This window comes from Roseovarius sp. MMSF_3298, assembly GCF_030733705.1.
GTDB classification, from domain to species: Bacteria; Pseudomonadota; Alphaproteobacteria; order Rhodobacterales; family Rhodobacteraceae; genus Roseovarius; species Roseovarius confluentis.
The window spans coordinates 83,837-95,482 of the sequence record NZ_JASHIN010000008.1; the positions used below are offsets into that span (position 1 = coordinate 83,837).

16 protein-coding genes are annotated in these 11,646 nt (G+C 64.7%); 11 read left to right on the forward strand and 5 right to left on the reverse strand.

Translation table 11 applies throughout. The features are described 5' to 3' along the window. The first annotated feature begins 1 nt into the window (after position 1). From RBB18_RS09350 to RBB18_RS09360, 3 genes are all read left to right on the forward strand, one after another. On the forward strand, positions 2-976 hold the full coding sequence (locus tag RBB18_RS09350; RefSeq protein ID WP_306110965.1) for a DNA topoisomerase IB: 975 nt from the start codon (positions 2-4) through the stop codon (positions 974-976). A 71-nt stretch (positions 977-1,047) separates the two neighbouring features. Further along, positions 1,048-1,251 carry a hypothetical protein gene (locus tag RBB18_RS09355; protein ID WP_306110966.1) on the forward strand — a complete coding sequence of 68 codons (204 nt, stop codon included), beginning with the start codon at positions 1,048-1,050 and terminating at the stop codon, positions 1,249-1,251. Positions 1,252-1,548: 297 nt separating this feature from the next. Then, complete coding sequence (locus RBB18_RS09360) at positions 1,549-1,842, forward strand: hypothetical protein (RefSeq protein ID WP_146049958.1); 294 nt, start codon at positions 1,549-1,551, stop codon at positions 1,840-1,842. A 76-nt stretch (positions 1,843-1,918) separates the two neighbouring features. On the opposite strand, the gene RBB18_RS09365 is transcribed toward RBB18_RS09360, so the two are convergent. After that, positions 1,919-2,752 (reverse strand): formate/nitrite transporter family protein, encoded by an 834-nt coding sequence (locus tag RBB18_RS09365; protein ID WP_103761753.1) that lies wholly within the window; start codon positions 2,750-2,752, stop codon positions 1,919-1,921. Positions 2,753-2,865: 113 nt separating this feature from the next. Between RBB18_RS09365 and RBB18_RS09370 the strand changes: the two genes are divergently transcribed. The 8 genes from RBB18_RS09370 to RBB18_RS09405 all read left to right on the forward strand — a co-directional run bounded on the left by RBB18_RS09370 (position 2,866) and on the right by RBB18_RS09405 (position 6,886). Then, positions 2,866-3,129: a Rho termination factor N-terminal domain-containing protein gene (locus RBB18_RS09370; RefSeq protein WP_274592221.1), complete on the forward strand. Its 264-nt coding sequence runs from the start codon at positions 2,866-2,868 to the stop codon at positions 3,127-3,129. Between the two features lies 1 nt (position 3,130). After that, positions 3,131-3,343, forward strand: a complete 213-nt coding sequence (locus tag RBB18_RS09375; protein ID WP_103761751.1) for a DUF2945 domain-containing protein — start codon at positions 3,131-3,133, stop codon at positions 3,341-3,343. Between the two features lie 47 nt (positions 3,344-3,390). Continuing rightward, positions 3,391-3,585, forward strand: coding sequence for a PLD nuclease N-terminal domain-containing protein (locus RBB18_RS09380; protein ID WP_103761750.1), 195 nt, complete (start codon positions 3,391-3,393; stop codon positions 3,583-3,585). 391 nt (positions 3,586-3,976) lie between these two features. Next, entirely contained in the window at positions 3,977-4,411 is a 435-nt protein-coding gene (locus RBB18_RS09385; protein WP_245890387.1) for a hypothetical protein, read from the forward strand. 5 nt (positions 4,412-4,416) lie between these two features. Next, complete coding sequence (locus RBB18_RS09390) at positions 4,417-5,061, forward strand: MotA/TolQ/ExbB proton channel family protein (RefSeq protein ID WP_103761917.1); 645 nt, start codon at positions 4,417-4,419, stop codon at positions 5,059-5,061. Continuing rightward, positions 5,054-5,434 (forward strand): biopolymer transporter ExbD, encoded by a 381-nt coding sequence (locus RBB18_RS09395; protein WP_306110967.1) that lies wholly within the window; start codon positions 5,054-5,056, stop codon positions 5,432-5,434. The genes RBB18_RS09390 and RBB18_RS09395 overlap by 8 nt, the downstream gene beginning before the upstream one ends. A gap of 1 nt (position 5,435) precedes the next feature. Then, complete coding sequence (locus RBB18_RS09400; RefSeq protein WP_103761747.1) at positions 5,436-5,822, forward strand: biopolymer transporter ExbD; 387 nt, start codon at positions 5,436-5,438, stop codon at positions 5,820-5,822. Continuing rightward, positions 5,819-6,886 (forward strand): energy transducer TonB, encoded by a 1,068-nt coding sequence (locus tag RBB18_RS09405; protein WP_306110968.1) that lies wholly within the window; start codon positions 5,819-5,821, stop codon positions 6,884-6,886. Before RBB18_RS09400 ends, RBB18_RS09405 begins: the two co-directional genes overlap by 4 nt. A gap of 6 nt (positions 6,887-6,892) precedes the next feature. Here RBB18_RS09405 and RBB18_RS09410 read toward each other — a convergent pair whose 3' ends face one another. The 4 genes from RBB18_RS09410 to RBB18_RS09425 are packed head-to-tail and all read right to left on the reverse strand — an operon-like array spanning position 6,893 to position 11,641. Further along, entirely contained in the window at positions 6,893-8,008 is a 1,116-nt protein-coding gene (locus RBB18_RS09410; RefSeq protein WP_103761745.1) for an alanine racemase, read from the reverse strand. Beyond that, positions 8,005-9,162 carry an amidohydrolase gene (locus RBB18_RS09415; protein ID WP_103761744.1) on the reverse strand — a complete coding sequence of 386 codons (1,158 nt, stop codon included), beginning with the start codon at positions 9,160-9,162 and terminating at the stop codon, positions 8,005-8,007. The genes RBB18_RS09410 and RBB18_RS09415 overlap by 4 nt, the downstream gene beginning before the upstream one ends. A 7-nt stretch (positions 9,163-9,169) precedes the next feature. Next, a complete protein-coding gene (locus RBB18_RS09420) occupies positions 9,170-10,345 on the reverse strand; it encodes a thiolase family protein (RefSeq protein WP_306110969.1) in 1,176 nt (391 codons plus the stop codon). Between the two features lie 3 nt (positions 10,346-10,348). Continuing rightward, complete coding sequence (locus tag RBB18_RS09425) at positions 10,349-11,641, reverse strand: ArgE/DapE family deacylase (protein WP_306110970.1); 1,293 nt, start codon at positions 11,639-11,641, stop codon at positions 10,349-10,351. Between the last annotated feature and the right edge of the window lie 5 nt (positions 11,642-11,646).

The following is an 11,646-nucleotide window of genomic DNA, read 5'->3' on the forward strand; positions in this document are numbered from 1 at the left end:
CGTGGCAGAGCGGCTGGTCTATTACCCGGACAGCAACCCCGGCATTCGCCGCGAAAAGCGCGGTCGGGGATTTTCGTACATCAATGTCGACGGCACGCGGATCGACTGTCCGAAGAAGCGGCGCGCTTTGCAGGCGCTGGCGGTGCCGCCGGCCTATACCGATGTGTGGATGGCGCCGATGGGCAATGCGCATCTGTTGGCCACCGGCCGCGACGTGCGGACGCGCAAGCAATACAGGTATCATCCCGACTGGGCCGCGCAACGGGCGCAGACCAAGTTCGAGGGGCTTGGCGCGTTCGGCCAGAGCCTTCCGCGGCTGCGGCGCTGGATCGACCATCATCTTTCGGGCGAGGTGGGCAGCGAGGACACCGCGGTGGCAGCGGTTCTGGCGCTGGTCGACCGCGCGGCGCTTCGGCCCGGGTCACGGGCCTATGCCGAGGAAAACCGGACCTATGGGGCGACCACGCTGAAGCGGCGGCACCTGAGCATCGACGGCGACGCGATTGCGCTGGCCTTCAAGGGCAAGGGCGGCAAGCAGGTGGAAAAGACCTTGCGCGGCAGGAAGCTGGCCAAGGTGATGGAGGCCTGCCAGGACCTGCCGGGACCGTCGCTGGTGTCGTGGCTGGACGAGGCGGGCAATGCGCGTGGCGTGTCGTCGGACCAATTGAACGCAAAGCTGAACGAGCTGTGCCAGGCCGATGCCACGGCCAAGACGCTGCGCACCTGGCATGGAACGCTGGCCGCTTTCGCGGTCGCGGCACATTCGGACGCTATCAGCATCAAGGCGCTGGCCGAGGCCGCGGCAGCACGTCTGCACAATACGCCGGCTATCGCGCAAAAGAGCTATGTACATCCGGACGTTCTGGAGCTTGCGCGGCTGAAAACGGGGACGCATGGCGCGCGCATTCCGAAGATTGGCACACCTGCGGACGGGTTCCGGCGGGGTGAAGAGGCGCTGATAAAATTTATTTCGTGAGCGGGCACATTTTTTGGAACCTGCACCGACGCGGGGCGTTGATGCAGTGAGACAAACGACAAGGAGACAGCATGTCCGCACCCGAAACAAATTTGGAACGTCAGAAAAAGCGCCATATCGGTCCCCTCGGCGGGATGCTTCTGGTTGTAGCTTTCGCGGCGATCCTGTTCGGCGTGTTCTACATTCTGGCCACCGATGGTGAAGAAGCCGGCGATGGTGTGCAAGCACCTGCAACAAGCACGGAGACCTCAGCCGGTTCCGACACCAGCAACTAGGCGATGCAGACAGGTACCGTGGCAGACATTCTTGTCCCCGGGCTGTTCATCATCGCAAACGTGGCGATCCTTTGCTTCGCGATTTTCGTGAAGCGGCAAGAACATAGGCGTGAACGTTCGGAGACCGGGCGGGACGCCGCCGAGACGCGCTGACAGCATCCCCCCGTCCCCTGTCAGTGCGGCGCGTAGAACGCGCCCAGCACCGCAGCCCGTCCCAGGCTGCGGTGCTTAAATTTTTCGGGAACCTTATTAGATTACAGGCGTTTATTTGTCGAACCTTATGAGAGGGGAGTAACGATGAAACGCTTTGTACTATCACTTTTGATCGGAACGATGCCGTTGGCCGCAACAGCCGCGCCGCTGGCTGACGAATTGAAAAACTACGTGGCTGCTGTTGACATGGCAGCGCTTGACAGCGACGCCCGCGCCGAGCTTCAAACGATCATTGCAGACCCAGGCAAAAGCCACGGGAACAAGGTGCTGAGCGTGCATACGGTGCTTGACCGCAACAATGCGCTGCGCGACGTGGACATTCACGGCGGCGCTCTGGACGAAGGCGAAGCGCAAATCGGGCTCGCGTCGTATAACTAACGTCGACTCACAGATTTCAACGGCCACGGATGCGCGTGCCCTGCCAGGGTCACGCGCATTTTCGTTTTCGAGCGGGTCAGCGGGGCTCGTCGACCTCGGGCATGACCTGGGCATAGGTCAGGACGGTAAAGATCAGGGTGCCGCCCACCACGTTGCCGAGCAGCACGGGAAGAAAGAACCCGACGAACGCGGGGGTGGCATCGAGCTGTCCCTGCACCATCAGGTAGGCCATCTCGACCGAGCCGGCGATCACGTGGGTGAAATCGCCCAAGGCGATCAGCCATGTGAAAAGCACGATCAGCCCGATCTCGTTGCGCTTGGAGGACGGCAGCATCCAGACGATCGCCGCGATCAGGATACCGGCGGGGATGCCACGCATGAAGCCCTCGAACGGCGGAAAGCTGGTGGCGTGTTCGCTGAGTTCGGTAAAGGCGGCGGCGACCGGCTCTGTCAGGACACCACCATGGGCGAAGAAGGCGGCGACGATGAAGGCGCCGATGATATTGGCCACCAGTACCGCGCTCCACAACCTGGCGGTGCGGCCTATGGTGTGGGCGCACGGGTCGATCATCACGGGGACAACGGTGGTGATGGTGTTTTCGGTGAAAAGTTGCAGCCGGGCCATGATCACAAGCACGAACCCAAGCGAATAGCCGAAATTTTCGATGATATAGGCCCAGTCGGCCTCGGGCAGATGGGCGCGCAGCAATGCCTCGCTCAGGACCGAGAACGAGATCAGCAGACCGGCGGCGATGCCCGAGAACCACAGGGCGGTCATCGGGCGTTCAAGTTCCTCTTCGCCATTGCGGCGGATCGACTCGAAAATCAGGCGCGGTGACAGCGCCGCTGCCTCTTCGACGGCTTCCTTTTCTTTTTCCTGCTTGATCAGATCGTTATCGGTCTTCGACATTACCCACTCCGGTCATCGGCACGTTGCCTGCACATATCGCGGTTACACCACGTTCGCGGGAACAAATAGGGCGGCGCGACGTTTTATCCCCAGCATTATTCGGAGAAACCGTCATGGCAGAGTCCAACGGATCGTCCATCAAGGACGAAGACACATACGAGGCGTTGCGCGACAAGGGCTACAGCAAATCGAAGGCGGCCCGGATCGCCAATGCGCAGGCCAACGACAACATGGCCCCGTCGAAGAAAGGCGGCAAAGCCCCGCCCTATGAGCAATGGTCGAAAGCCGAGCTTTACGACCAGGCGCAGAATGTCGGGATCGAAGGTCGATCGGACATGACGAAAGAAGAATTGATCGATGCGCTGAGGCGCGACTGACATGGCAATTTCCCAAGGCGACACGGTCGAGTGGGACTGGGGCAACGGCACCGGTCAGGGTGAGGTCCGGAAGGTCTATACCCAAAAGACCACCGTCAAGATCAAGGGATCCGAGATTACGCGGGATGCCGACGACGATTGCCCTGCGTACCTGATCGAACAGGACGACGGCGACGAGGTGCTGAAAAGCGCCAGCGAAGTGCGCAAAGCCTGAAACAAACGTGAGACTGAAGCGTTAGACACTTAGAAAAGGAGACAAAAATGTTGGAAGTTGGTGGCCTTGGTGGCCTTATCGTGCTGGTGCTGGATATCTGGGCATTGGTGAATATCATCGGCTCGAGCGCCTCGACCGGCAAGAAGGTTCTGTGGAGTTTGCTGGTGATTGTCCTGCCGATTATCGGCTTTATCATCTGGCTGATCGCAGGTCCGCGTAGCGCGTCGACCTCAAAGATCTAACAGCACTTACAAGTAGATTTTCGCGGGGCGCGTCTGATGGGCGCGCCCCGTTTTCGTTCTGGCTTGCGCGAGGAGACGAGCGCGGCGGGTATACCTGATTAATTTGTTTAGGTATTGAGTGTCTCATCGGGATGTGACACATATGCGCCAACGCGTCTCCAAGCCGAGTCTCATCTTCTGCCAGGCCGACGCACGACACACGCACCGGTGGCAGAAGATCGGGGGATGCGCACGAAATTGCGATCTGCGGGCAAGCCGCGTTCCGAATCCCCTCGTTTTCCGCGATAGTCACGGTCGGAGGGCGCTTGACCGCGCCGCGAATTGGTTTGAAACGTGGCCCGGCCTGCATCCTGCGGGGCGCGGCGTGGATCACGTGAGAAGGAGACGCGAGATGAAGAGGATCATGACCGGCGTCGTTGCGATGGTGACGAGCTTGTGGGCGGCACAAGGCGTGTTGGCGCAGGAAGAAGAGCTGGGCGAGGCCGTGCTGATCGAGCTGAACGCGACCAAGGCGAACGAGGGCAGTTGCACGCTGACCTTCCTGGTGATCAATGGGCATCAGAGCCAGATCGACAAGGCGGTTTATGAAACCGTGCTGTTCGATAGCCAGGGGCAGGTGGACCGCCTGACGCTGTTCGATTTCGGAACCTTGCCGCCAGGGCGCCCGCGGGTGCGCCAGTTCACCGTGCCGGGCATGGCCTGTGACGGGCTGGGCCAGGTGCTGATCAACGGCGCGCATACCTGCGAGGCGGCGGACCTGCCGGAAAGCGCCTGTGCGACCGACCTTAAACTGGACACGCGGACCGATATCGAGGTGACGGGATGAACGGGATGTTGGAAAGCCTGCGCCAGGTCGCCGATCTGGGCGGTCCGGTCGTTCTTATCCTGCTGGCGGTGTCGGTGATCACGCTGGCGACGGTCCTTTACAAGCTGTGGCAGTTCTCGGCGGCCGGTGTCGGGCGGCACAAGGCGCTGAAGGATGCGGTCGCGGCTTGGGACGAGGGCGATCTTGCGGCGGCGCTGGCGGCGCTGAAGCAATCGAAGAGCTACCTTGCGCCGGTGATCGAAATGGCATTCTCGGCCCGTCCGGAAGATGCCAAGCGGCTGGAGGCCGAGGCGGAGTCGCGCTTCGCCCGTCTGGAAGGCGGGTTTCGCCTGCTCGATAGCGTGGCGCAATTGGCGCCACTCCTGGGTTTGTTCGGCACGGTGCTTGGCATGATCGAGGCGTTCCAGTCCTTGCAGGAGGCCGGGTCGCAGGTCGATCCGTCGCTTCTGGCGGGGGGCATCTGGGTGGCGCTGCTGACCACCGCCGTGGGGCTGGCCGTTGCCATGCCGACCGCGATGGTGCTGAGCTGGTTCGAGGGCCGTATGGACGGCGAACGCGTCACGGCAGAGCGGGCGATTTCGACGGTCCTGTATCCGCAGGGACGGGCCGGACATGCCTCCGAGTTCGAGGCGGAGCCGAGCCGTGCGTAAGACCTCGCGGCGCAGGCGCTTGTCGATGACGTCGCTGATCGACGTGATCTTCCTGCTGTTGTTGTTCTTCATGCTGTCATCGACCTTTTCGCGCTTTGCGGAGGTCGAGTTGGCCGCCGCCGGGGCGGGCGGCAGTGGCAGCAGCGAGGCCAAGATCAGCTTTCTGCGCCTGAGCGACGAGGGCTTGAGCCTGAATGGAAAGGATATGGAGATCGAAGGGCTGAGTGCCGCCTTTGCCGAGATGCCGCCGAGCGACGAGGCGCGGCCCGTGGTCGTCAGCCTGCGTGACGGCGTGACGGCACAACGGCTGACCGATCTTCTGGTCGTGCTGCGCGGCATCGATCGCGTCAGCATCAGCGTGCTGGGGTCCTGAGATGCGCAAGGCCAAGACATCCTCGCGCCGGGAGCCGACGATTGCATTGATCAACATCGTGTTCCTGATGCTGGTGTTCTTCATGGTGGCGGGCACCCTGTCGCAACCTTTGGACAAGGAACTGAGTCTTGTGCGGACGGCGGACCTGGAAGGGCGGTCGCCGCCCGACACGCTGGTCGTGCATCCCGATGGGCGGATGAGTTTCCGTGGCGAGGATATCGCGTCGGCCGAGGATTTCCTGGCGCGGCGCAGCGATGAAGAGCGAGAGGTGGTGCGGGTGGTCCCCGATCAGGAGCTGTCGGCGCAGACACTGGTAAACCTGGCGCGGGATCTGCGCGGCGCAGGAGCGGAGCGGGTGCTGATCGTCACCCAGAGGGGGTTGGAATGATCGCGTCATCCCGTCTTGTGAAAACCTTTGCCGTCACGGCGGCGCTTGTAGTGCATGGTACCGTCGTGGCCGCGGTTTTCCAGGGCGAGGCGATCGAGATCGAGGGCGATGCGGGCGGCGTGGAGGCCAGCATCGGCAACAGCTTTGCCGACATGGCGGCGGGGGTGATGACGCCGGATGCCACCGAGGAAGCCGTCGAGGAGACGCCACCGGAGGAGGTGACGTCGCAGGAACTTCCGGACGAGGTGACGGAAGACGCGACATCTCAGGAAACGGCGCAGGACACGCCAGAAGAAACTGCGCAGGACCGGCCTGAGACCTTGCCAGAGGTCGAGCCGCAGGAAGCCGCCGAGCCGGTGGAACAGGCCGAGACTGCGCCTGTCGTACCGGCCGAAACGCCCGCCGAAAGTGTGCCTGACCCGGTCGAGCAGGCGGAGATCACGCCGAACGTGCCATTGGTCCCGGTGACCCCGTCCGAGACCGTGCCGGAGGAAAGCGTGCAGCCGACAGAACCGCAGCAGGCGGAGATGCTGGAGCCGGTGGACGAGGCGCCGACGGCGGTGACACGCTCGTTGCGGCCCAAGCCGCGCAGCGCGGAGTTCGAGGAAGCGCACAAACCCGAACCGCCCAAGGCGCAGCCGAAGAAGAGAGAACCCGCACCCAAGCGCACGACCCAGTCGAAGCCCAAGCCGCAGCCCAAGGGCAACGCGCAGCAGAACGCGCGCGCGGGCAGTGCCACGGGGTCCCAGACGCAGACCAGATCGGCGGCGCAAGGTTCGGGCCAATCGCAGGCCGCCGGCAATGCCGCGGCCAGCAACTATCCCGGAAAGGTCATGCGGAAGATCTCGCGTGTGCCGCGCCCGCGCGTGGGCAGTCGAGGGACGGCGGTTGTGTCGTTCCGCATCGGCGGCAACGGCGGTCTGGCGGGGGTTTCGATTGCACGCAGTTCCGGTTCGTCAGCGCTGGACCAGGCGGCGGTGCGGATGATCCAGCGGGCTGCGCCGTTCCCGCCGCCGCCTGCAGGCGCACGGACCAGTTTCTCGATCAACATCAAGGGCAGTTGACGGCGTTTACCGGACGATCCGGTGATTGCTCAGGCCCCAGTCGGTGTAGAGATCGGCGATGATGGTGCCGAACTGCGCTTCTGCGTTTTCCAGCGAGCTGCGCGTATCGCGCGATCCGCCGAAGATCACCGCCGGCTCGCCGATGGAAATGTCACCGAGGCCCGTGACGTCGGCCACGGTGGTGTTCATGGAGATGCGGCCCAGAATCGGCGCCTCGTGCCCGCCGATCAGGGCCGTGCCGCTGTTCTGACCAGCGCGGCGGACACCGTTGGCGTAGCCGATGGAGAGGCAGGCCAGGCGGCGGGGGGTATCCAGAACGAAGGTGCGGTCGTAGCCCACGGTCGCGCCTGCCGGGTAATCGCCAAGGCTGACGACGCGGGTTTTCAGGTCCATCGTGGTCTGAAAGCCCCATTCGGGCTTTAGGATGCCATAGAGAACGGCTCCGCAGCGGTACATGTCGGTCTTGACGGGTTCATCGGAGACGAGAGTGAGCGAGCTGCCGGCATGGATGAGAGTGCTGTCGCGCGAGAGGCTGCCTTGGTGCAGGACCCAGTCGGCGTGCTTTTGAAAGAGCGCGGCGCTGGCACGCAGATCGTCCGGCGCGTTGCTGGGAAAATGGCTGGTTATGGCGGTGACGCTGTCGCCCAGGTGGTCGAGGATGGCGCGGCAGGCAGCGCGGCCGTTCTCGGTTTCGATTTCCAGACCGTCGCGGGACATGCCCAAGGCGTTGAGAGACAGGTGGGCGCGGACGGGGGCACCGGAGTTCCTAAGTGCAGCCAGGTTTTCGGCGGCCTCGACCGTGCCGACCTGTTCCTCGACCTTGTCGGGCAGGGCCGCGCGGGCCTCAACCGGCGTGGCAGCGCGTAGGCGGATGAGCTGGCCGGTGTAGCCTGCGTCGCGAACCGCGCGGGCCTCGGCGTTCGAGGTGATGGCGATGCAGTCGATGCCATGGGCGCGGACCAGCGGGACGACGTTGGCGATGCCGTGGCCATAGGCGTCGGCCTTCAGCACGGCGCAGAAGCGTCGGCTCTTGGGGACGAGGCCAAGCGCAATGCGGATGTTGGCGTCGATCCGGTCGCGATGCACCTCGCACCAGGCGTCGGGGATCGCGGGGTCGGTCATGTGTCGGGCAAGCCCAGGATGTGATCGACGATGCCGGTGAACTGGTCGATCACGACGGGCAGGAGTGCGTCGGGGAAGTCATAATCGGGATTGTGTAGCTGGGGCATGTCCGTGCCCGCGCCGACATAGAGCATTGCGGCCTTCGCGCCGTCATCGCCGATACGCCCGAAATCCTCGGACCAGCGCATGGGCGTGGCCATCTCGACGACCTCATGCCCGAGGTCGTGGGCCACGCGGCGGGCGATGTCGGTGGTGTCCGCGTCGTTGACCACCCCGCGAAAGACGTCGTGCCAGTGGATGTCGGTGACAAGCTCGCCCTGCGCCTGGGCAACCTTGTGCAAGGCGGTGTTTATCAGCGCGTCCATCCCCTCGTTGGTCATGGTGCGCAGGGTGACGCGCAGCTCGCCATCGGCGGGGGCGATGCCGAAGGCGGGCTCGCCAAGGTTGGCATGGGTGAGGGTGGCGAGGGTGAAATCGGCGTCGGCGATCGTGCCGCGGCTGAGGGCGGGCAGGGCGGTCATAAGGGTTGCCATGGCCGGGCCGGGGGACAGGCCGTCCTCGGGGGCCGCGGCGTGAGAGCTTTTGCCGGTCAGCAGGATCTGCATCCCGCGCGAGGCGCAGTTGGCGGGGCCGGAGCGAAGGCCGATCTCTCCCAGCGGGCGGCCGGGGACATTGTGGTAGGCGAAGGCATAATCCGGGCGGATCTCGGGCCATTGCGGGTCTTCGATCACAGCTTGAGCGCCCGCGCCGGTTTCCTCGGCCGGTTGGAAGAGCAGGACGATGCGGCCCTTGGCAGGCCGGGTGGCAAGGCGCATAGCGACGCCCAGCAGGGTGGCCATGTGGCCGTCATGGCCGCAGAGGTGGCCCTTGCCGTCGATCTGAGAGGCATGGGCGATGGTGTTGATTTCTCGGATGGGCAGACCGTCGAGTTCGCAGCGCAGAAGGACGGTGGGGCCAGGGGCGCGGCCAGTGAATTCGGCGGCGACGCCGTGGCCGCCGAGGCCTTGCCAGATGCGGTCGGCCCCGAGGGCGGTGAGTTCGCGCGTGATGCGCCTGGCAGTCTCGACCTCGTCGCCCGACACTTCGGGGCGGCAGTGCAGGTCATGGCGCAGGGCCGTGAGATAGGCGATCTGGTTGGAGGGAAGCGTGATCATGGGAGCCTCAGAAGATTTCCAGAAGTCCGGCGGCGCCCTGGCCGCCGCCGACGCACATCGAGACAACGCCCCACTTGGCGCCGCGGCGGCGGCCTTCGAGCAGGATATGCCCTGCCATGCGGGCGCCGGACATGCCGTAGGGATGGCCGATGGAGATGGCACCGCCGTTGACGTTGAGTTTGTCGTCCGCGATGCCCAGCGTGTCGCGGCAATATAGAAGCTGGGCGGCGAAGGCCTCGTTGATTTCCCAGAGGTCGATGTCGCTTTGGGTGAGGCCCGCGCGGTCGAGCAGCCGGGGGATTGCGTGGACGGGGCCGATGCCCATCTCCTGCGGCGCGACACCGGCGACGGTGAAGCCGCGTAGCGCGCCAAGTGGGCTGAGGTTGCGGCGCGACGCTTCGGCTTCGGACATGACGACGAGGGCGGCGGCGCCGTCGGAGAGCTGGCTGGCATTGCCGGCGGTGACGATTTTGTCCGGGCCGCGCACGGGCTGAAGGTTGGCCAGCCCTTCGGCGGTGGTGCCGGGGCGGTTGCATTCGTCTTGCTCGATCCGGACGGGCTCTTCGTGTGTTTCTTTCGTGGTCTTGTCGGTGACCAGCTTGGTCGCCTCGACGGGGATGATCTCGTCTGCGAAAAGGCCGGTGTCTTGTGCCTGCGCGGTGCGCTGCTGGCTTTGCAGGGCGTAGGCGTCCTGCGCCTCGCGGGTGACGCCGTAGCGGGCGGCGACGACCTCTGCCGTATCCAGCATGGCCATGTAGTAACTGTCGGGCACGGCGGGGTCGCGGTAGCGGTGGGCGTTCCAGTGGTCGTTCTGGACGAGTGAGATGCTGTCGAGGCCACCGGCGAGGGCGACGTCTACGCCCTCGGCTTGGACGATGTGGGTGGCGATGGCCAGCGCGTTGAGGCCCGAGGCGCATTGGCGGTCGATCGTGGCGCCTGCGACGCTGTCGGGCAGATGTGCCGCCTGCGCGATGTGACGGGCGACGTTTACGCCGGAGGTGCCCTGAGTGAGGGCGGAGCCGAAGATGGCGTCCTCGACCTCGTCGCCTTCAAGCCCGGCGCGTTCGAGTGCGGCGCGGACGGCGGGCGCGGCGAGGCTGGGGGCCGTGAGGTTGTTGAAGGCGCCGCGATAGGCCTTGCCGATGGGGGTGCGGGCGGTGGAGACGATGACGGCGGTGCGCATGGCTCAGGACTCCTCCGTGCCGCACCAGTCGGCGATGAAAAGCGCGGTGGCTTTCGTGACGCGGCGGAGGCTGTCCAATTCGACCCGTTCATTGAAGCCGTGGATCGCCTCGGCCCGGGGGCCGTAGACCAGCGCGGGCGTATCGGCATAAAGGCCAAAGAAGCGCGCGTCGGTGGTGGCGGTGATCGGCTCGCGGGTGAGCGCCTCGCCGGTGACGGTTCGGTGGGCGGTTTCGAGTGATGCGACGGCATTGGTGGCGGTCTGCGAGCTGTCGCGAGAGAGCGCGTAACCTTCGGCGTGAAAGCCGTGATAGACGATCTCGGGCAGGGAGTTGCGCAGGAAGGCGTTTTGCTGCGCGGCGTCACGGATGACCTGCTCGATCTCCTGTTTGGCGGCGTCGAGGGATTGACCGGGGAAAAGCCCCATGCGCACATCGAAGACGGCCCAGGCGGGGACGGAGCTGGTCCAGTCGCCGCCCTGGAACTTGCCGATGTTGAGGTTGAGCGCGTGGTCCATGTGGGCATATTCGGGCGGGCGGTTCTCAGCCGCGTTCCAGCGGTGTTCCATGTCGTGCAGGGTCTGGATCAGCGGGAAGGCCGCCTCGATCGCGTTGGCGCCGGTGCCGGCATAGGCAACATGGGTGGGCAGGCCCTTGAGGTGGACCTGGAGCCACAGGACGCCAAGCTGAGCGCTGACAAGTTGTTCGGCGAAAGGTTCGGGGATGAGGGCGGCGTCGGCGGTGTATCCCCGGGCGAGGCAGGCCAGTGCACCGTTGCCGGTGCATTCCTCCTCGACGACGGATTGGAAGTGGACGTCCGCCGCCGGGGCGAGGCCGCAGGCGGTGAGCGCATCGAGCGCGAAGAGGTTGGAGGCGAGGCCCGCCTTCATGTCACCGCCGCCACGGCCGTAGAGCCAGCCGTCAGCCACATGCGGCTCGAACGGGGAGCTGTCCCACATGTCGAGCGGGCCGGCGGGGACCACGTCGATATGGCCGTTGAGGATGAGGGAGCGGCCCTTGGAGGTTTTGGAGCGATGCGTGGCGACGACGTTCACGGCGTTCTCGTAGGGGGTGAGGACGGGAGAGAAGCCGGGGAGGTTCTGGATGTCGGCGATGTCGATCTGCCAGCGGTCAACCGGATACCCGCGCGTGGTCAGTTCGGTCGCCATGAAGTCTTGCGCGGATTGTTCATTGCCGCGTGTGGAGGGGTGGGACGTGAGCTCGCTCAGGAACGCGACTTGCCGGTCGAAACCGGCATCGACGGCGGCACAGAGGCGGGTTTTGAGGTCTTCGGTCATTAAGG